Raw genomic sequence first — 19,821 nt, 5'->3', positions numbered from 1 at the left:
GAAAGGAACTCTCATGGCACGTGCCATCGGCACGAAGCGCGCCATCCTGGACGCGACGCTGGAACTGGCCGCGACCAAGGGCATCAGCGGCACGACGATGGACGAGGTGGCCGAGCGGGCCGGGGTGGCCAAAGGCAGCCTGTATTACAACTTCAGTTCCAAGGACCGGCTCTTCGAAGAGCTGCTGCAGGAGGGTGTCGGCGCGCTCGCCGACACCCTCCGGGCCGCATCCGCCGGGCTGCACGGGCGCGCGGCCCTCGAAGCCCTGGTGCGAGCGCTGCTCGACGGGATTGCGGCGAACACGGCCCTGTCCAAGCTGATGGCGGCGGAGATCTTCCGCACCGACCGCACCTGGCAGAAGACACTGTTCGCGCTGCGGCATGAGGCGCTCGCGGTGTTCGCCGACGCGATCGCGGAAGCGAAGCCGGGCAGTCGCGCCGACGGAACCTGCGGCCTGATGGCGTCGAGCGTCTTCGGCGCCGTGCTCATGTCAGGCCTGGAATGGCTGGTCTTCGAGCCCGAACGGCCGCGCGACGAGGTGGCTGCGGCCATCGTCGGTTCCCTCTCCGGCGGACTGTTCGGCGAGGTGCGGCCCACGTCGCGTTAGGATCGAGTGTGACCGGCGACAATTTGATCGAGCAGCCCGAGACCCTTCTTCCCGCGGAACCGGAGGTGATCGAGGCCCTGCGGCATACCACCAGCGACGAGTTGGCAAGTATCGTGGCGCAGCATCCGAAGTCCTCCCTGGCCTGGGCCGTGCTCGCAGACGCCGCCCACCTGGAAGGCCGCACGCTCGAGGCCTACGCCTACGCCCGCGTCGGATACCACCGCGGGCTCGACGCGCTCCGCAAGGCCGGCTGGCACGGCCACGGCCCGGTGCGCTGGACCCATGAACCCAACCGCGGAGTCCTCCGCGCCCTGTACGCCCTGCGCCGCGCCGCCGGCGAGATCGGCGAGCAGGACGAGTTCGACCGCCTCACCACCTTCCTGAACGACGCCGATCCCACCGCGATCAGCCGCATCGACCAGCAGACCATCACGCCGGACGGCTACCGTGCCACCGACCCGGCCCCGCCCACCGAGGCGTTCTTTATCCGAGGAGAAAACTAAATGCCAGCGATCGTTCTGATCGGAGCCCAGTGGGGCGACGAGGGCAAGGGCAAGGCAACCGACCTCCTCGGCAGCCGGGTTGACTATGTGGTCAAGTTCAACGGCGGAAACAACGCCGGCCACACCGTGGTCATCGGCACCGAGAAGTACGCGCTGCACCTGCTGCCGTCGGGCATCCTCACCGCCGGTGTCACCCCGATCATCGCCAACGGCGTGGTCGTCGACATCGAGGTGCTCTTCGAAGAACTCGACGCGCTGATCTCCCGCGGCGTCGACGTCTCCCGCCTCAAGGTGAGCGCCAACGCACACATCATCACCCAGTACCACCGCACGGTCGACAAGGTCACCGAGCGTTTCCTCGGCAAACGCCAGATCGGAACCACCGGCCGCGGCATCGGTCCGACCTACGCCGACAAGATCAACCGCGTCGGCATCCGCGTGCAGGACCTGTTCGACGAGAACATCCTGCGCCAGAAGGTCGAGGGTGCCCTCGCCCAGAAGAACCACCTGCTGGTCAAGGTCTACAACCGCCGCGCGATCTCGGTCGACGAGATCGTGGACGACCTGCTCAGCTACGCCGAGCGCCTGCGCCCGATGGTCGCCGACACCGCCCTGCTCCTGCACGAGGCCCTCACCAAGGGCAAGACCGTGCTGTTCGAGGGCGGCCAGGCCACCATGCTGGACGTCGATCACGGCACCTACCCGTTCGTCACCTCCTCGAACGCGACCTCCGGCGGCGCCGTGACGGGCTCGGGCATCGGCCCGAACCGGATCGACCGCATCATCGCCGTCGTGAAGGCGTACACGACCCGTGTCGGCGCCGGCCCGTTCCCGACCGAGCTGTTCGACGAGTCCGGCGAGTTCCTGCGCGCCAACGGCTTCGAATTCGGCACCACCACGGGGCGCCCGCGGCGCTGCGGCTGGTACGACGCGCCCGTCGCCCGCTACACGGCCCGCATCAACGGGGTCACCGACTTCGTGCTGACCAAGCTCGACGTGCTCACCGGCCTCGACGTCATCCCGGTCTGCGTCGCCTACAGCGTCGACGGCGTGCGCTTCGACGAGGTGCCGGTCTCGCAGTCCGACTTCCACCACGCCAAGCCCATCTTCGAGGACTTCCCCGGCTGGACCGAGGACATCACCGGTGCTCGCACCTTCGAGGACCTGCCCCGCGCCGCCCAGGAGTACGTGCTCGCCATCGAGAAGATGAGCGGCGCCCGCATCTCGGCGATCGGCGTCGGCCCCGGCCGTGAGGCGATCATCTCGCGTCACGATCTCGTCGACTAGGCACCTCGCCCCACCTCGCCCCACCTTCTGTGGCCGTTCCGGTCGAGAGTGACCGCTGCAGCGGTCACTCTCGACCGGAACGGCCACTGTCGTTGCCGCGGGTGGCGAGCCCGCGCTCGCGCCGACCTGACCGCCGCCGTTCATTCGGCGGCAACCTGGCGCTGCCACAGTTCTCGCATGAACGCCGAACGACCTCAGAACATCGCCATCGTGGGCCACTATGTGCGGCTCGAACCCCTCACCGGTGCGCTGCTGCCGGAGCTGCACGGCGCGATCGCGCATCCGCTGGTCTTCGACGGAGGTTTCGGCGGTGGTCCGGGCGGGCTGCGCACCAACCTGGCCGAGTTCACCGAGTGGGCGGATGCCTACGTGCACTGGGCGGGACTGCCCTACGCGGTTCGCCTCGTCGGCGGCCCGCACGACGGAGACCTCGTGGGCATGTCCACCCTCGGCGACCTGCACCTGGAGCACGAGTCGGCGCACGTCGGCTGGACCGCCTACGACCCCCGGGTCTGGGGCACCGCCGTCAACGCGGAGACGAAGCTGCTGCTGCTCGGGCTGGCCTTCGACCACGGGTTCGGGCGGGTGAAGATCCAGGCGGACGTGATGAACGTGCGGTCCTGCGCGGCCATCGCGGGCCTCGGCGCCACCTATGAGGGGATCATCCGCCGGGAGCGGCGCCGTGCCGACGGCAGCTGGCGCGACACCGTGATCTACTCGGTCCTGGACAGCGAATGGCCTCGGGTGCGCGCCGGGCTGCGGGCGAGGCTCGACGGGCGCGGTGCGGAGCCGGTGCGGTACCGCATCCGGCAGTCGCGCTGAACGAATTCGACGGAGATTCTGCCGCTGGAGGGTGAAAACCGGCCCGCGGCATCCGTTTTCGCAAGAATCTCCGTCGGATTCGTTCGCGGGCGGCGGCGGGTTTCGGCCGTAGCGGTCGGCACGAGCCCGGCACCAATGCGGGCCGGCGGCGGGGCGCGGTACAGTCGGCTGGTGAGAGACGCTCCAGACGCCGGCCGCACCCTGGTCATCCTCCAGTTCCTGGGCATGGGCCTGGTCTGGGGTGCCAGTTTCCTGTTCATGAAGATCGCCCTCGACGGGGTGACGTTCGGCCAGGTCGCGTGGTCCCGGCTGGTGCTCGGCGGGCTCACCCTCGGCCTGATCGTGCTGGTGACGCGCCCGCGGGTTCTCGATGGGCCGGTGCTGCCGCGGGAGACGATCGTCTGGCTGCACTTCCTGGTGATCGCGATCACCGGATGCGTCGTGCCGCACCTGCTGTTCGCGTGGGCGGAGCAATACGTGTCCTCGAGTCTGGCCAGCATCTACAACGCCGTGACGCCGATCATGACCGCGGTGATGGCGACGCTCGCGTTCCGGGTGGAGCGGCTCGTGCGCGGGCAGGTGGCGGGCATCCTCGTGGGCATCGCCGGCGTGGTCGTGATCATCGGGCCGTGGCGCTACGCGGCCCTGACCGGCGACCTCTGGGGCCAGCTCGCCTGTCTGGGTGCGGCGGTCTGCTACGGCTTCACGTTCGGGTACACCCGGCGGTTCCTGAGCGGGCGGCCGATCGCCCCCGCGACCTTCGCGTTCCTGAACATCGGCATCGCCGGGGCGATCATGCTCGTGGCGACCCCGGTGCTGGCGTGGCATCCGGTGGCGCTGACCGTGCCGATCGTGGCGGGCCTGCTCGTGCTCGGCGCGCTCGGCACGGGCGTGGCCTACATCTGGAACATCAACGTGTTGCGCGCCTGGGGGCCGACGAACGCCTCCACCGTGACGTACGTCACCCCCGTGGTCGGCGTGGTCCTGGGGGTGCTCGTGCTCGCGGAGACCTTCTCCTGGAACGAGCCGGCCGGGGCGGCGCTGGTGCTGCTCGGCATTCTGCTGACTCAGCGGCGGCTGCGGTTGCCGGGGTGGGCGAGGCGGGCGGGTCGGCCGGCGCCGGCAGCGGCACCGGTGGCGGCACCGTAACGGTCATCGGGGTAGCCGCGACCGGGATCCCGCCCACCTCGGCGGGGAATGCGAGCAGCGTGCGCGAAACGGTATCGTCGAACCATGGCCGCACACGAGGAATTGCCCGCCGGCGCGGGTCAGGAAGCGATCGACGAGCTGGGCAGCATCCGTCAGAGCATCGACAACATCGATGCCGCGCTGATCCACCTGCTCGCGGAGCGGTTCAAGTTCACCCAGCAGGTCGGGCGCCTCAAGGCCACACACGGTCTGCCGCCCGCCGACCCCGAGCGGGAGCTGCTGCAGATCCGGCGGCTGCGCGGTCTCGCCGAGGATGCGCGGCTCGACCCGGCGTTCGCCGAGAAGTTCCTGAACTTCATCATCGCCGAGGTCATCCACCACCACGAGCAGATCGCCGGCACCGAGTCGGCGCACGGGTCCGCGCCGCGGGCTGCGGGCGCGCCGGCGGATGCTGTGGGCACGGGCACGGGCACGGGCACAGGGACCGGCCCCGCCACGTCTCCGGCCGTCTCATGACCGCCCAGACCTCCGTCCTTCCCGGGGCGGCGCGGCCCCTCCCGGCCCAGTTCGGCAAGACCTTCGTCGTCACCGGCGCCAACGCGGGCCTCGGATATTTCACCGCCGAGCAACTCGCCGCGGCGGGCGCCCACGTCGTGCTGGCCTGCCGCAATCCGGCCAAAACGGAGGCCGCGCTGGCGGCCATCCGCGGCCGGGTGCCCGGGGCATCCGTGTCGTCGGTGCCCCTGGACCTGGCCGACCTCGGCGAGGTGCACCGCGCCGCGGACTCGCTGTTGGAGTTGCCGCGGATCGACGGGCTGATCCTGAACGCGGGCATCGTGCACCCGCCACGCACGCGCGACACGAGCCCCGACGGGCACGAACTCGTCTTCGCGACCAACTACCTCGGCCACTTCGCGCTCACCGCGCGGGTTCTGCCGGCCCTGCGGCGCACGCCGGGCAGCCGGGTCGTGGCGCTCGGGTCGATGATCTCCCGGCTGCTGGATTCCCCGCTGCTCGACCTGCAGCTGGAGTCCGGCTACAACCGGTGGAAGGCCTACGCGCAGTCGAAGATCGCCATGCAGGTGTTCGGCTTCGAGCTCGATCGACGGCTGCGGGCGGCCGGAGCCGGCGGCACTGACGGGGTGCAAAGCCTCGTTGCACACCCCGGCTACTCGATTTCGGGGCTGACGCCGGGCATCCGCGGTGTCAATGCGCCGTCGCGGGCCAAGCGGTTCTCCGACAACCTGATGTCGTTCGGTGCGCAGGGCAAGGACGTCGGCGCCTGGGCCATCGTGAGCGCGGCCGTCGACCCGGATGCCCGAGGCGGCGATTTCTACGGCCCGCGCCACCTCACGCGCGGCCTTCCGACGCTGCAGGAGCCCACCCGCACCTCGCTCGACCCCGCGGTCGCGGAATCGCTCTGGAGCCGCTCCGAGCTGCTCCTCGGCGCCCCCTTCCCCATCTAGCGCGCGCCGCGCGCCCTCCGCGCTCCCGTCACCCTCGTCACTCCCGTCACTCGCATCACCTCACGCGAGAGCGCAAAATATGCCCCTTCGTTCGCGGTTTAAGGGCAGATTCTGCGCTCTCGCGGGCCAGTTCGCGGTTCAGGGGCGCCAGCCGGCGGCACGCAGCGCCGTCTCGACCTTGCGGAGCACGGAGGCCGGCTTGCTCCGCAGATGGGATTTGTTGATGCGGATGACGCGCCATCCTTCCTCCATGATCCGGTCGAGACGGTCGACGTCCCAGTGGTACTGCTCCTCGTCGGTGCGGTGCTGCTCGCCGTCGTATTCGACCAGCACCCGGTAGCGGCGGTAGACCAGATCCCCGGTGGCGATCTTCACCCCGAGACGGTCGGTGACGGCGCAGTTCACCTCCGGCTCGGGCAGCCCGGCCCGTACCAGTAGCAGCCGCAACTCGGTCTCTTTCGGGGAGTCGACACCGGGCCGCACCCACTCGAAGGCCTCGCGAAGCTTTCTCGCACCCCGATGCCCCGCATAGCGCAGCACCCCGGTGCGCAGCTCGTTCATCGTCGCCACCGGGTTCTTGCGGCGAACCAGCGCATCGCCGACCTTGATCAGGTCGTCCAGGCGGAGCACGGATGCGAGCTGGCACCAGGTGTCGACCGGGGAGGTCACGCGCAGCCCCCGTACGTCCACGATTCGAACGGTGCCCGGCTCGACATGGTGGCCGACGATGCCGCGCACCCGGTGCCGGGTCGCCGGGTGCTCCGTGCACACGTGCAGGGTGCAGTCACGCTCCAGGATCAGGGGCAGCGGAAGGCCGTGGATGATCGCGGCGGTGACCTGACTGAAGAACTGGTCCGGCGACATCCGTCGGCTGTACGTCTCGATGCGTGTGCGTGGGGAGTCATCGCCGCCCCGCGGGGAACGGATGCCGGAGAAAGGCTGAACGAGATCGGTGCCCCGCATCCGTTTGAGTGAGACGCCCGAGGCGGAGCCTTCAGCGGTCGTGAATGCCCGCCCGGACAGCGACGGCGGCAGTTTCTCAGCCCGTTTCATCCCCAGATGATGCACGACTCACTCGCCGAGCCGCAGAATCCATCCACACCCTCGCGTTCCCCTCCCGCCCTGAACCCGCGAGAGCGCATTATCTGCCCTCTCAATTGCGCTGAAAGGGCAGATAGTGCGCTCTCGCGACCGTTTGGGGGCGGAGGAGGAGGCGGGGGCGGAGGAGGGCGGGAAACCGCTACTGCGCGAAGCGGGACGGGAGGGTGCTGCGGTGGCGCGACTGCAGGTCGGCGAGCGACACCGTGAAGTAGTCCTGGATCTCCAGGGTCGCCGAGGTCGAGTCCGTCACTCCGATGCGCAGCACCGGGTAGCCCCGCCCCTCGCACAGGCCGAGGAACTTCACGTCGTCTTCGCGGGGAACCGACACGATCACGCGGCCGGCCGACTCCGAGAACAGGGCGACGGATGCGTCGATCCCGTCGCGCTCGCAGATGTCGCCGAGCCACACGCGTGCTCCGACCCCGAACCGGAGCACAGCTTCGGCGAGGGTCTGGGCGAGCCCGCCCGAGCTGAGGTCGTGCGCGCTGTCGACGAGCGCCTCGATCGACGCCGCGTGCAGCAGCCCGGCGAGGGCCGCCTCGCCGGCGAGGTCGACGACGGGCGGCATTCCGCCGAGGTGGTCGTGGATGACGCCGGCCCAGGCCGAGCCGTCCAGCTCCTCGCGGGTGACGCCGAGCAGGTAGATGTTGTGTCCGTCGTCCTGCCAGCCGCTGGGCACGCGGCGGGCGACGTCGTCGATCACGCCGAGCACGGCGACCACGGGGGTCGGGAAGATCGGCTGGTCGCCGGTCTGGTTGTAGAACGACACGTTGCCGCCGGTGACGGGGATCTCGAGCGCCAGGCATCCGTCGGCCAGACCGTCGACGGTCTTCGAGAACTGCCACATGACCTCGGGGTTCTCCGGCGAACCGAAGTTGAGGCAGTCGCTGATGCCGACCGGCACCGCGCCGGTGACGGCCACGTTGCGGTAGGCCTCGGCGAGGGCGAGCTGCGCGCCGCGGTAGGGGTCGAGCTGGCAGTAGCGGCCGTTCGCGTCGGTGGCGATCACGAAGCCGAGGCCGGACTCCTCGTCGATGCGGATCATGCCCGCGTCGTCGGGGAAGGAGAGGGCCGTGTTGCCCATCACGTAGCGGTCGTACTGGTCGGTGATCCAGCTCGGGTCGGCCAGGTTCGGCGAGCCGAGCAGGGCCAGGAACTGCTCGCGCAGCACCTCCGGCGAGACCGGGCGCGGCAGCGCGGAGGCGGTGTCGGCCTGCAGCGCGTCGAGCCAGGTGGGGTAGGCGACCGGGCGGTCGTAGACCGGGCCGTCGACGGCGACGGTGCGCGGGTCGACGTTGACGATCTCCTCACCGTGCCAGTCGATGATCAGGCGGCCGGAGTCGGTGACCTCGCCCAGCACACTGGTCTCGACATCCCACTTGGCGGTCACCGCGAGGAAGCCGGCGAGCTTCTCGGGGGTGACGACGGCCATCATGCGCTCCTGGCTCTCGCTCATCAGGATCTCTTCGGCCGTCAGGGTGGGGTCGCGCAGCAGCACCTTGTCGAGCTCGATGAACATGCCGCCGTCGCCGTTGGAGGCGAGCTCGCTGGTGGCGCAGGAGATGCCCGCGGCGCCCAGGTCCTGGATGCCCTCGACCAGCTTCTCGCGGTAGAGCTCGAGGCAGCACTCGATCAGCACCTTCTCGGCGAACGGGTCGCCGACCTGCACTGCGGGGCGCTTGGTGGGGCCGCCTTCGGAGAAGGTGTCCGACGCGAGAATGGATGCTCCGCCGATGCCGTCGCCGCCGGTGCGGGCTCCGAAGAGCACGACCTGGTTGCCGGCGCCGGTGGCGTTGGCGAGGTGCAGGTCCTCGTGGCGCAGCACTCCCACGGAGAGCGCGTTGACGAGCGGGTTGCCCTGGTAGACCTTGTCGAACCAGGTTTCCCCGCCGATGTTGGGCAGGCCGAGGCAGTTGCCGTAGAAGGAGATGCCGGACACGACGCCGTGCACGACGCGGGCGGTGTCGGGGTCGTCGATGTCGCCGAAGCGGAGGGCGTCCATCACGGCGACCGGGCGCGCGCCCATCGAGATGATGTCGCGCACGATGCCGCCGACGCCGGTCGCGGCACCCTGGAACGGCTCGATGTAGGAGGGGTGGTTGTGCGACTCGATCTTGAACGTGACCGCCCAGCCCTCGCCGACATCCAGCACGCCGGCGTTCTCGCCCATGCCGACCATGAGGTTCTTCTTCATGGCGGGGGAGACCTTCTCGCCGAACGAACGCAGGTATTTCTTCGAGCTCTTGTAGGAGCAGTGCTCGCTCCACATCACCGAATACATGGCGAGCTCGCCGCTCGTGGGGCGGCGGCCGAGGATCTGGCGGATCTCCGCGTACTCGCCCGGGGTCAGCCCCAGCGCATCGAACGGCTGCTCTTTCTCAGGCGTCGCAATCGCGTTCGCAACGGTGTCGGCAATGCCGCGGGAGGGTGTGGTGGTAACAGCGGTCACGAGGCGTTCTCCCAGGGATAGCGGATGCTTGACGCGCTCAGTCTACCCGCCCGGGTCATCGCCGGTCCGGGCCGGGTGAGTCGGCGCTGAGCTGTCAGGACGGCGACACCGCGTCAGTCAGCTCAACGGCGACACGGCGATGGTGCCGTCAGGCACCGCCGCCGGGCGGGCCCAGCGTCAGCAGCACCGTGAACACGGTGACCAGACCGACCACGAGAACGGATGCCAGCAGCACCGGCCGCGCCAGGCCGACGCGCAGCAGCCGGCTCACCAGCGTGTGGTCGCGGGGGTCGTCGGTGGCCTCCCGGCGCCAGTCGCCGGCGAGCAGGGTGCGCCGCTCGAGCCAGCGGTCGAACGGGATCGTGGCATAGGGCACCACCGCGGTTCCCACGGCCAGCATCATCAGCCGGAGACGCCAGTGCTGGTTCACGCCCACGAGCACCGCCGTGATCCCGTAGGCCAGGAACACCAGCCCGTGCACGAAGCCGCCCACCCGAACCGCTCCGTCGCCGAACTCGCCGGGCACGAACACGTACTTGAGCAGCATCGCGGTGATCAGGATGGTCCAGGTGATCGCCTCGGCGATGGACAGGATGCGGTAGAGCAGACGGGGTGACACGGGGACAACACTCCAAAGGGTGGGGAACACGGCAGAAGGGGGAGCTTCGATCTTCGCAGGATGCCGGGGCCGAACGCATCCGCCGAAAGGATGACTCGGTCAATCGGCAGGTCAGGGGCAGCGGCGGCCCCTCGAGGGGCCACCGGACGAGGCCTTCGCCCCCGGGATGACCGACAGTCTGACGAAGCTCCGCCGGGAGATCGAAGCGGATGGCTGGGTCGAGACCGGCCGCGGAGCCGAGCCGTCTGCGTACATTTTCGCGCGGCCCGACGAGACGACCAGGGCACCGTGACCCTGCGCGACCCGGGGTTCCGCTGACGTTCGCGGGGCCGACCACCCAGCCGACTGTGCCAGTCTGAAGGGATGACGTACCTTCCCGCAGACATCCGTTACGACTCCATGCCCTACCGCCGCACCGGTCGCAGCGGCCTCAAACTGCCCGCGATCTCACTGGGCCTCTGGCAGAACTTCGGCGGCACCGCGACGATGGAGACGCAGCGCGCCATCCTGCGCCGCGCCTTCGACCTGGGCGTCACCCACTTCGACCTGGCCAACAACTACGGTCCGCCCAAGGGCAGCGCCGAGAGCAACTTCGGCGTGCACCTGGCGCAGGACTTCGCCCCGCACCGCGACGAGCTGGTCATCTCGACCAAGGCCGGCTACGACATGTGGTCGGGCCCCTACGGCAACTTCGGCTCGCGCAAGTACCTGCTCTCGAGCCTCGACCAGTCGCTCGGCCGGATGGGCCTGGACTACGTCGACATCTTCTACTCGCACCGGGCCGACCCGGACACCCCGCTCGAGGAGACCATGGGCGCGCTGCACACGGCCGTCACGAGCGGCCGGGCGCTGTACGCCGGCATCTCGTCATACTCGCCCGAGCGCACCCGGCAGGCGGCCGCGATCCTCGCCGAGATGGGCACGCCGCTGCTGATCCACCAGCCCTCGTACTCGATGTTCAACCGCTGGGTCGAAGACGGTCTGCTCGACACCCTCGACGACATCGGCGTCGGCTGCATCGCCTTCTCCCCGCTCGCGCAGGGCCTCCTCACCGACCGCTACCTGAACGGGGTGCCCGAGGGCTCCCGCGCCTCGCAGGCCGGTTCGATGAGCCGTGACATGGTGAACGATCAGACGGTGGGGCGCATCCGTGCCCTGACCGAGATCGCGGATGCTCGTGGCCAGTCACTCGCGCAGCTCGCCCTGTCCTGGGTGCTGCGGCGGGACACCGTCACCTCGGCGCTCGTGGGTGCCTCCTCGGTCAAGCAGCTGGAGACGAACATCGCCGCGATCGACAACCTCGCGTTCACCGCGGAGGAGATCACCGCGATCGACGAGCACGCCGTGGACATGGGCATCAACCTCTGGGAGCCGTCCAGCGCCGTCTGATCTGACCGGCGCCCGCGCGGCCCCTGCGCGGTACAGTGGCTCCCTGGCCTCGAGAATCGTCGTTTGCACCGAGAATCGCCGCCGGATCGGCGACACTCGGCGCAAACAGCGACTCTCGGCGGGCGAGGCGGGCTTCGGCGCAGCACGAACACGAAACCCGCGGCGAGCGGATGCTGCTACGCGCTGACGAGCATCCGTTCGATCACCGAGGTGAAGAAGGTGATCCCGTCGGTGCCGCTGCGCATGGCGTCGGTGGTGTCGGGGCCGAAACCGGGCTCGACCGCATGCTCGGGGTGCGGCATCAGGCCGACGACGTTGCCACGCATGTTGCTGATGCCGGCGATGTCGTTCAGCGAACCGTTCGGGTTCATGCCGACGTAGCGCACGACCACGCGGCCCTCGCCCTCGAGGCGCTCGAGGGTGTCGGCGGAGGCGATGAAGCCGCCCTCGCCGTTCTTCAGCGGGATGGTGATCTCCTGGCCGGCCGCGAAACCGCCGGTCCAGTCGGTGAGGGCGTTCTCGACGCGCAACCCCTGGTCGCGGCAGATGAACAGGCCGTGGTCGTTGCGGATCAGGCCGCCCTCGAGCAGGTGCGCCTCGGCGAGCATCTGGAAGCCGTTGCAGATGCCGAGCACGGGCATGCCGCTGTTGGCGGCGTCGATGACCTCGGCCATGATCGGCGAGAGGCTCGCGATGGCGCCGCAGCGCAGGTAATCCCCGTAGCTGAAACCACCGGGCAGAACGAGCGCGTCCACTCCGTGCAGGTCGTGCTCGCCGTGCCAGAGGGCGACGGGCTCGGCGCCGGCCAGGCGGATCGCGCGCGCGGCGTCGCGATCGTCGAGCGAACCGGGGAACGTGACGACGCCGATGCGCATCAGTGCGTCTCTCCGGCGGGTGCCTCCAGCACGTGGATGCCGACGACATCCTCGATCACCGAGTTGGACAGCACGGTGTCGGCGAGTTCCTGCACCTCGGCCAGCACGGCGTCATCGACGTGGCCGTCGACGGTGAGCTCGAACCGCTTGCCCAGGCGCACGCTGGTGAAACGGGTCTTGCCGAGGCGACCCAGGGCGCCGGCGACGGCCTTTCCCTGCGGGTCGAGCAGCTCGGCCTTGGGCATAACTTCTACGACGATTGTTGGCATAGCTCACTCCGGAGACGTCGGCGGGTGGATTCCACGATTCTACAGGCCGCCTCCCGGGCCGCCGAGCGCACCGGCCAGACCCGTGCCGGCACCGCCGAGCGCCACGCCATTCCCGCCCGCGAGCCCGCTCTGCCCGAGCAGCACGCCACGCAGCACGTCCCGGATCGCCGCGACCCCCTCGAAGGTCTCGACGAAGCTCGTGCTCAGCGGGGACAGGCCGATGCGCAGGGCGTCGGGGCCGCGAAAATCGGGGATCACATCGTGCTCCCACAGGATCTGCGTCACCTGCCGCATGGCCGGGTGGTTCACGGTCAGGTGCCCGCCGCGGTGCGTGGGCTCCCGCGGCGACGACACGGTCACGCCCATCGGCGCGAGCCAGGCGTCCACCAGGGTCAACGCGAACTCGGTCAGCGCCACCGACTTGGCCCGCACCTGGTCGATGCCGGCCTCCTCGATCATCGCGATCGAATCCTGCATGGCCAGCATCCCCACGATCGGCGGGGTGCCGCTCATGAAACGACGGATGCCGTCGGCCGGCACATACCCCGGGCCCATCATGAAGACATCCTTCGTTCCCATCCAGCCCTGAATCGGCTGGGTGAGAACGTCCTGCAGGTCGCTGCGTACATAGGCGAACGCGGGGGCGCCGGGGCCGCCGTTCAGGTACTTGTAGGAGCAGCCGACGGCCAGGTCGACGTCGCACAGGTCGAGTTCGACCACCACGGAGCCGACCGAGTGGCTGAGGTCCCAGAGCACGAGGCCGCCCGCGGCGTGCACCACCGCGGTGATCTCGCGCATGTCGGCGAGGAAGCCGGAGCGGTAGGCCACGTGGCTGAGCAGCACGAGCGCGGTCTGCGGGCCCACCGCCTGCCGCACCTGTTCCACCGTGACGCCGTTCGCGGGGTCGGAGTGGATCCAGCGCAGCGTCATGCCGCGCTCGGCCGCGATGCCCTCGAGCAGGTAGCGGTCGGTCGGGAAGTTGTCGGTGTCGAGCACGATCTCGGTGCGCATCGGTTCCGTGTCGACGCGGAGGTAGTCGACGGCCGCGCGGGCCAGTTTGTAGAGCAGCACGGTGGTCGAGTCGCCCACGAAGACCTGGCCGGGCCCGGCGCCGAGGGCGGCGCGGCCGATGTCGTCGCCGATCTTCAGCGGCAGGTCCAGCCAGGCCTCGTCCCAGCCGCGGATCAGGCGGGTGCCCCAGTCGTGGGTGAGGAACTCGGTGATGCGGGCCACGCTGGCCCGGAGGGGCCGGCCGAGGGAGTTGCCGTCGAGGTAGGCGACGGGGTTCGGGGTGTGCCCGGTCGAGCCGCCGGTCGAGCCGCCGGTCGCGCTGTCCGGCTCGATGCCGACGAACTGCCGGCGGTAGTGCCCGAGCCCGTCGATGCGGTCCATCCGGCGGGCGAAGGCCAGGTGGGCATCCTGACTGCCGTTGCCGGCGGAGCTGATGTCGGTGCTGGGGGTCATCTGGATTCCTCGAGGTCGAACGGATGATGGGCAGCGCTCTCGCAGCGATGCGCGCTTCCCGGGGGCTCGCCGACACCGTGCCGCGCTGGAAGTATCCCACTCACGCGGGTGGCTGCGCGACTGCGGCCGGGCTGATCGCGCGGGCGGTGCCGAGCCAGGCGCTGAACGCGGCCGGCTCGGCCGGGCGCTCGCCGCGCAGCACGGTGACCAGTCGCCCTGCGGCGTGCGCGGGGTCACAGCCCGCGTTCCCCGCGGGCCCGCGCAGCACCGTGCGGAAGCCGCCGAGGTGCTCCATGGTCAGGCTGCGCAGCACGTCGTCGCCCGTCAGTCCGGCGGCCAGCAGCGCGTCGATCTCCCGCACGTTCAGCCCGACTGGAAGCGGACCGTTGCCGAGGTCCGTGCCGTAGAGCACCTGCCCGCCGGCACGGTGGAAGCGGTGCAGGTTATCGACGGCGCGGTCGAAATCGTCGGTCGGTTCGCCCCAGCCGTGGATGTCGAGGGTGCTGATCCACGCCATCCGCCCGGCCATGGCCGCGATCAGTTCGTCGGTCAGCCGCTCGGTGAACGGCGTGTGCGCCAGGGCGTCCACCCCGCCCTCGAAGGCGCGCCGGGACTGGCCGGCCCCCTCGGCGTGGGCGACAACGGGGGCCCCTCGGGCATGGGCGTGCCCGACGATCGCCGCGAGCACCTCGCCCGGCAGCACCGGGCCGGCGTCGCTGTTCAGCGTCACCTTGATCACGGATGCCCCGAGCCCCAGCTGGTCATCGACCGCGGCCGCGGCATCCGTTGCCCGGGCCACGAAGCGCACGCTTCCCTCCGGCGCCCAGGACCGCTCGCTCGGGTAGCCGCCCGGCGCGGCGAGGAATTGCCTCGCGAACACGGCCTCCGGCAGTCCCGCTCCCGCATCGCCCACATCTGCAACCGCCGAACTCGGCGACTCCGGCGACTCCGGCGCCTCCGGCGTCCACCCGCCGAGGTCGAGCACGCGGGCGATCCCGCGGGCGGTGAGCGGCGCCGGGTCGATCAGCGCGAAGTGCACATGCGCGTCGAGGAAGCCCGGCAGCACGGTCAGGCCGTCCGCGCCATCCGCCCTGCCCCTGCTCATCCGCGCCTCAGGTCCCGAGTTCGGTGCGCACGGCGAACAGTTCGGGGAAGAAGGTCAGCTCGAGCGCCTTCTGCAGGAAGGCGGCGCCGCTCGACCCGCCCGTGCCGGTCTTCATGCCGATGATGCGCTGCACGGTCTTGAGGTGCCGGAACCGCCAGAGCTGGAAGTTGTCCTCCAGATCGACGAGTTCCTCGCAGGCCTCGTAGGCACCCCAGTGCTCGCCCGCGTTCTCATAGATGCCGCGGAAGGTGGCCACGAGTTCCGGATGCAGCACCCACGCCTCGGTCACGTCCCGCTCCAGCACGGATGCCGGAATCGAGAACCCCTGCCGGTGCAGGTACCGCAGGAACTCGTCGTAGATGCTGGGGGCCGCGAGCATCTCGGAGAGGAGCGCAAGGGCATCCGGGTCGCTCTCGAACACGCTCAGCATGCGCCGGTTCTTGTTGCCGAGTGCGAATTCGACGGCCCGGTACTGGTACGACTGGAATCCGGACGAGTTTCCCAGGAAGTGCCGGAACTCGGCGTACTCGCTGGGCGTGAGCGTGGCCAGAACCGACCACTGCTCGGTCAGGGTGCGCTGGATGTGCTTGACCCGGGCGATGCATTTGAGGGCCGGGGCGATCTGGTCCTGGCGCAGGAACGCGGTCGCGGCGCGCAGCTCGTGCAGCACGAGCTTCAGCCAGAGCTCGGTGGTCTGGTGCTGGATGATGAACAGAAGCTCGTCGTGGTGCTCGGGTGAGCTGACCGGCTTCTGCGCACCGAGCAGGGTGTCCAGATCGAGGTAGGAGCCGTAGCTCATCCGTTCCCGAAAATCGGTGACGATCTCGGGATCGAACTCTCGGGTGTTGTGTTCGACCGACATGGTGCTCCGTTTCATTCGGGTGCTGACTGCATTCTGCGACACGGCCCCGGCCCGGCGCAACCGGCCGTCACCCGCCTGGGGGTCGTGGAGGTCAGCCTCCGCGATGCCAAGGTTCGGGACCTAGAATCGACTCCATGACTTCGCCCGAATCGACCCCGCAGGACGGGGCGCAGCCCCGGCGGCGTGACGCCCGGCAGAACCGTGAGCGTCTCCTCGTCGAGGCGCGGGCCCTGATCGCGGTGCATGGTGTGGATGCCTCGCTCGAGGAGATCGCCCGCCGCGCCGACGTGGGCGTGGCCACGCTGTACCGCAACTTCGCCACCCGGGACGACCTCGTTCGGGCCCTGCACGACATCGCCCTCGCCGAGCTGTCCACCGTGCGCGACGAGATCGCCGCGGCCCCCACCGCGTGGGACGGCATCGTCGTCTACACCGAGCGCGTCGCCGAGTGGCTGGTTGCCGACCCGTCGCTGCCGCCCATCCTCAAGCGCATGGAGACCATCGATCCGGCTCGCGGCAAGGTGGCCTCGTTCAAGACGATGCTGTCGGGGCTCGTGATGCAGGCGAAGCGCGACGGCGATCTCCGAGCGGATGTCGACACGGTCGATCTGGCCGTGCTGGTCACCATGGTGGGTTCCCTCGGTACCCTCGGCGGCGGATACACCGGCCAGTGGCGGCGTCAGCTGTCGATCGTGCTTGACGGGCTGCGCACCGTCGACCGGGACCGACCCAAGCTGCCGGGACGTCCGCTGGGCGCCAAGGAATTCCAGGCGGCGGTGCACGGCCTGAGTCGTCGAGCCACCCGGGCCGCCTCCCGTGGCACCGGAGCCGGCAACGGCACCGGCGGCACCGCCGGCACCGGGGGCCGGGCCGGTTCGCCGCCCGAGCCTGGGGTCTGAGTGAAGGCCGCGACCGTTTACGACGTCGCCGCGCACGCGGGGGTGTCGATTGCAACGGTTTCCCGGGTGTTGCGTCGTCCCGACGATGTACGCGCATCCACGAGAGCCCGCGTGCTGTCGTCCGTGCGGGAGCTGGGCTACGTGCCCAGCGCCAGCGCCCGCAGCCTGGCCGCGCGGCGCACGGGGGTGCTCGGCCTGTTCTTCCCGAGCATCGACGATGAGGACGATCGCGCGGAAGCGGTCTTCGAGCAGGACACGCTGGCGCGGATCGTCGTGGACATCCCCGACACCGGCGAGGTGCGACCGCCGAACCTCTACTTCGACGAGGTGCTGCGGGGGAGCGAGCGGGAGGCCTGGCGCCACGGTTTCGCCCTGATGGTCGGGGTCGGTCGCGGCTCGGACCCCGCCACCATGGTCAACGACATCGCCGGCCGGGTCGACGGCATGGCCGTGCTGGCGCGCAGTGTGCCCGACGACCTGCTCGACCATGTCTCCCGGCGTATCCCGGTGGTGCTGATCGCCGGCCCGCGGCGCGGTGACGACTTCGACCACGTCAGCGTGAGCAACACGGAGGGCATGCGCGCCCTGACCGAGCATCTGCTCGACCGGCACCGGGTGACCGCGCCCGTTTATGTCGCGGGTCCGTCGGACTCGCCCGACGACGCGGAGCGCTACCTGGGCTTCCGGCAGGCGCTCGCGGCGGCGGGGATCGACCCGGACGCGCTGCCGGTGCTGCGCGGCAACTTCTCCCGGGTGGACGCGCGCGCCATCGCCGCGGAGCTTGTGACGGCCGGGGATCTGCCGCGGGCCCTGGTCTGTGGCAATGACCAGATGGCCCTGGGCATTCTCGACGTGCTCGGCCCGGCGGGAGTCCGGGTACCGGACGACGTGATCGTGACCGGATTCGACGGGATCGAGGCAGGGCGCCTCTCGAGCCCGCGCCTGACCACCGTGCATCAGCCGATGGCCGACCTGGGGCGCGCGGCGATGCGGGCCATGCTCAGTCGCCTCGAGCACCCGGACCAGCCGCCCATCACCGCCCGCCTGCCCGTGAAGGTGCTGCTGCGGGAGAGCTCCGAGGGGGCGCCCGGGGCCTGAGACCCCCGTGTTGAGCTTTCCTCTTGCATATTGGGAATGTAAGCGCATACAGTAGACGTATCGCCTCACGCATTCCCGTTCGGTAGCGATACCGCCCGCGACTGCCGAACAGGTCAACGACGACACGAAGGATTTCAAGAGCAATGAAGCAATTGAGAGGGCACCTCATCCGAACGGCCTTTGCCGTGGTGGGCGTGACCGCACTGCTGGCCACCAGCGCGTGCAGCATGGATGTCAAGAATCAAGCGAGCGGCCCGAGCGACGGGTCCCTGCTCGTGGCGGCCGACAACGGCTCGCCCACGTTCGAGAAGAACTTCAACCCGTTCTCCACGAGCAAGCGCGTCGCCACGACGTACATGTACGAACCGCTGCAGGTCACCAACACGCTCGACGGCAAAGCGACCCCGTTCCTCGCCACCGGCAACACCCTGCCGGACGCGAAGACGGTCGTGTACGACATTCGCACCGACGTGAAATGGTCCGACGGAACGGCGTTCACCCCGGCGGATGTCGCGTATACCTTCAACCTCGTCAAGGAGATCCCCGCGCTCGACACCTGGGGCGTCTGGCAGCACATCGAGAGCCTCGAGGTCGTCGGCGACACCGTCGTGTTCCGCCTCCTGACCGAGGACGTTCCCGCTGCCGCCATCATCGACCAGCAGCTGATCGTTCCGGAGCACATCTGGAAAGACGTGAAGGACCCGGTCACCTTCAAGAACGAGGAGCCCGTCACCACCGGCCCGTTCGTGCTGGACACCTTCACCGCCAACCAGTACACGCTCACGAAGAACGCGGACTACTGGCAGGCCGACAAGGTCGAGGTGGAGAAGCTCGTGCTTCCGGCCGCGAACAGCCAGCTCGACGTCGTGAAGAACGGCTACGACTGGGCTTACGCCTTCATCACGGATGTCGAAGGCACCTGGGTCAACGCCGACAAGCAGCACAACAAGTACTGGTTCCCCCCGGGCGGCACCATCACCCTGTCCCCGAACCTCACCAAGGCGCCGTACAACGACGTGAACTTCCGCCAGGGCCTGAGCCTCGCTCTCGACCGCGAGAAGATCGCCACGGACGCCGAACAGGGCTACGTGGACGCCGCCGGCCAGAACGGTCTGCTGCTCCCGAACCAGGAGGCCTGGCTGAACGCCGACCTGCCCGATGGTGGTGCCGTGGCCCAGGACGAGGCCGCCGCGCTGGCCGCCTTCGAGAAGGCCGGCTACACCCAGCAGGGCGACAAGATGGTGGACGCTGCGGGAACGCAGCTGAGCATCACCATCCTCACGGCCAACGGCTACACCGACTGGCTGCAGGGACTGCAGACCGTGCAGTCCCAGCTCGGCGAGCTCGGTATCGACGTCAAGCTCAGCCAGCCGCAGCCGGCCGCGTACACGGAGGCGCTCAGCAAGGGTGACTTCGACATCGCGATGAACAGCTTCGGCGGCACCGGCAGTGTCTTCCAGGACATGAACACCCTGCTGAACAGCGAATTCGCCACCCCGATCGGCACCGGCACCACCGGCAACTACGGTCGCTTCAGTGACCCGAAGGTGGATGCCCTGCTGGCCGAGCTCAAGTCCTCGACCGACGAAGCCGACCAGATGGCGATCTCGGCCCAGCTGCAGACCGTGCTCTACGAGCAGCTGCCCGTGATCAGCATGTTCTACGGCGGCCTCTGGGGTCTCTCCAGCGACAAGAACTTCACCAACTGGCCCAGCGAGGACAACGCCTACGCTCCGCCGAACACGTGGAACTCGACCCCGCTTCTGATCCTCACGAATCTGAAGAAGGCGAACTAACCAGCGCCCCGTGAGCGCGGGTGGGTGCCCTTGGGGGGACTCGCCCGCGCTCACCCTCCCC

General features: G+C 69.4%; 19 protein-coding genes and 1 pseudogene. 12 read left to right on the top strand and 8 right to left on the bottom strand.

Annotated features, from left to right (window positions below; genetic code table 11):
• Positions 1 to 13: 13 nt before the first annotated feature.
• The 7 genes and pseudogenes from AC0J5J_RS09360 (at position 14) to AC0J5J_RS09330 (ending at position 5,834) form a co-directional block, all read left to right on the top strand.
• Complete coding sequence (locus AC0J5J_RS09360; protein WP_474897685.1) at positions 14 to 607, top strand: TetR/AcrR family transcriptional regulator; 594 nt, start codon at positions 14 to 16, stop codon at positions 605 to 607.
• A gap of 8 nt (positions 608 to 615) precedes the next feature.
• Positions 616 to 1,110 carry a DUF3151 domain-containing protein gene (locus AC0J5J_RS09355; RefSeq protein ID WP_474897684.1) on the top strand — a complete coding sequence of 165 codons (495 nt, stop codon included), beginning with the start codon at positions 616 to 618 and terminating at the stop codon, positions 1,108 to 1,110.
• Positions 1,111 to 2,397, top strand: coding sequence for an adenylosuccinate synthase (locus AC0J5J_RS09350; RefSeq protein WP_474897682.1), 1,287 nt, complete (start codon positions 1,111 to 1,113; stop codon positions 2,395 to 2,397).
• 177 nt (positions 2,398 to 2,574) lie between these two features.
• The gene (locus tag AC0J5J_RS09345) at positions 2,575 to 3,219 is read left to right on the top strand and encodes a GNAT family N-acetyltransferase (protein ID WP_474897680.1); all 645 of its coding nucleotides are present in this window, start codon (positions 2,575 to 2,577) and stop codon (positions 3,217 to 3,219) included.
• 171 nt (positions 3,220 to 3,390) lie between these two features.
• Positions 3,391 to 4,368, top strand: a complete 978-nt coding sequence (locus tag AC0J5J_RS09340; RefSeq protein ID WP_474897678.1) for a DMT family transporter — start codon at positions 3,391 to 3,393, stop codon at positions 4,366 to 4,368.
• An 84-nt stretch (positions 4,369 to 4,452) separates the two neighbouring features.
• Positions 4,453 to 4,779, top strand: a pseudogene (locus tag AC0J5J_RS09335) (chorismate mutase); the annotation flags it as partial.
• 101 nt (positions 4,780 to 4,880) lie between these two features.
• A complete protein-coding gene (locus AC0J5J_RS09330; protein WP_474897676.1) occupies positions 4,881 to 5,834 on the top strand; it encodes an SDR family NAD(P)-dependent oxidoreductase in 954 nt (317 codons plus the stop codon).
• A gap of 138 nt (positions 5,835 to 5,972) precedes the next feature.
• On the opposite strand, the gene AC0J5J_RS09325 is transcribed toward AC0J5J_RS09330, so the two are convergent.
• The 3 genes from AC0J5J_RS09325 to AC0J5J_RS09315 all read right to left on the bottom strand — a co-directional run bounded on the left by AC0J5J_RS09325 (position 5,973) and on the right by AC0J5J_RS09315 (position 10,003).
• On the bottom strand, positions 5,973 to 6,887 hold the full coding sequence (locus AC0J5J_RS09325; protein ID WP_474897675.1) for an endonuclease domain-containing protein: 915 nt from the start codon (positions 6,885 to 6,887) through the stop codon (positions 5,973 to 5,975).
• 187 nt (positions 6,888 to 7,074) lie between these two features.
• Complete coding sequence (gene purL / locus AC0J5J_RS09320; RefSeq protein ID WP_134423898.1) at positions 7,075 to 9,384, bottom strand: phosphoribosylformylglycinamidine synthase subunit PurL; 2,310 nt, start codon at positions 9,382 to 9,384, stop codon at positions 7,075 to 7,077.
• Between the two features lie 148 nt (positions 9,385 to 9,532).
• The gene (locus tag AC0J5J_RS09315; RefSeq protein ID WP_134423901.1) at positions 9,533 to 10,003 is read right to left on the bottom strand and encodes a DUF3817 domain-containing protein; all 471 of its coding nucleotides are present in this window, start codon (positions 10,001 to 10,003) and stop codon (positions 9,533 to 9,535) included.
• A gap of 166 nt (positions 10,004 to 10,169) precedes the next feature.
• On the opposite strand from AC0J5J_RS09315, the gene AC0J5J_RS09310 reads away from it, so the two are divergent.
• Complete coding sequence (locus AC0J5J_RS09310) at positions 10,170 to 10,295, top strand: hypothetical protein (protein WP_474897673.1); 126 nt, start codon at positions 10,170 to 10,172, stop codon at positions 10,293 to 10,295.
• Positions 10,296 to 10,366: 71 nt separating this feature from the next.
• Complete coding sequence (gene mgrA, locus AC0J5J_RS09305; RefSeq protein ID WP_134423902.1) at positions 10,367 to 11,392, top strand: L-glyceraldehyde 3-phosphate reductase; 1,026 nt, start codon at positions 10,367 to 10,369, stop codon at positions 11,390 to 11,392.
• Between the two features lie 176 nt (positions 11,393 to 11,568).
• Here the strand turns inward: mgrA and purQ are convergent, their stop codons facing one another.
• The 5 genes from purQ to kynA all read right to left on the bottom strand — a co-directional run bounded on the left by purQ (position 11,569) and on the right by kynA (position 15,967).
• A complete protein-coding gene (purQ, locus tag AC0J5J_RS09300) occupies positions 11,569 to 12,267 on the bottom strand; it encodes a phosphoribosylformylglycinamidine synthase subunit PurQ (protein WP_134423903.1) in 699 nt (232 codons plus the stop codon).
• Positions 12,267 to 12,536 (bottom strand): phosphoribosylformylglycinamidine synthase subunit PurS, encoded by a 270-nt coding sequence (gene purS, locus AC0J5J_RS09295; protein WP_134423904.1) that lies wholly within the window; start codon positions 12,534 to 12,536, stop codon positions 12,267 to 12,269. Before purS ends, purQ begins: the two co-directional genes overlap by 1 nt.
• 39 nt (positions 12,537 to 12,575) lie before the next feature.
• On the bottom strand, positions 12,576 to 14,000 hold the full coding sequence (locus AC0J5J_RS09290) for a kynureninase (RefSeq protein WP_474897671.1): 1,425 nt from the start codon (positions 13,998 to 14,000) through the stop codon (positions 12,576 to 12,578).
• A gap of 100 nt (positions 14,001 to 14,100) precedes the next feature.
• Positions 14,101 to 15,105 carry an amidohydrolase family protein gene (locus AC0J5J_RS09285; protein WP_474897669.1) on the bottom strand — a complete coding sequence of 335 codons (1,005 nt, stop codon included), beginning with the start codon at positions 15,103 to 15,105 and terminating at the stop codon, positions 14,101 to 14,103.
• A gap of 7 nt (positions 15,106 to 15,112) precedes the next feature.
• Positions 15,113 to 15,967, bottom strand: coding sequence for a tryptophan 2,3-dioxygenase (gene kynA / locus AC0J5J_RS09280; protein WP_134423907.1), 855 nt, complete (start codon positions 15,965 to 15,967; stop codon positions 15,113 to 15,115).
• A 134-nt stretch (positions 15,968 to 16,101) separates the two neighbouring features.
• Here kynA and AC0J5J_RS09275 point away from each other — a divergent pair, with 134 nt between their 5' ends.
• From AC0J5J_RS09275 to AC0J5J_RS09265, 3 genes are all read left to right on the top strand, one after another.
• On the top strand, positions 16,102 to 16,866 hold the full coding sequence (locus AC0J5J_RS09275) for a TetR/AcrR family transcriptional regulator (protein ID WP_474897667.1): 765 nt from the start codon (positions 16,102 to 16,104) through the stop codon (positions 16,864 to 16,866).
• Positions 16,867 to 17,964: a LacI family DNA-binding transcriptional regulator gene (locus tag AC0J5J_RS09270; RefSeq protein ID WP_134423909.1), complete on the top strand. Its 1,098-nt coding sequence runs from the start codon at positions 16,867 to 16,869 to the stop codon at positions 17,962 to 17,964.
• A gap of 143 nt (positions 17,965 to 18,107) precedes the next feature.
• Positions 18,108 to 19,760 carry an ABC transporter substrate-binding protein gene (locus AC0J5J_RS09265; RefSeq protein WP_134423910.1) on the top strand — a complete coding sequence of 551 codons (1,653 nt, stop codon included), beginning with the start codon at positions 18,108 to 18,110 and terminating at the stop codon, positions 19,758 to 19,760.
• Positions 19,761 to 19,821 lie beyond the last annotated feature (61 nt).

The organism is Cryobacterium sp. TS_SC_7, from assembly GCF_056156285.1.
This window is presented reverse-complemented; position numbering and strand designations above follow the sequence as displayed.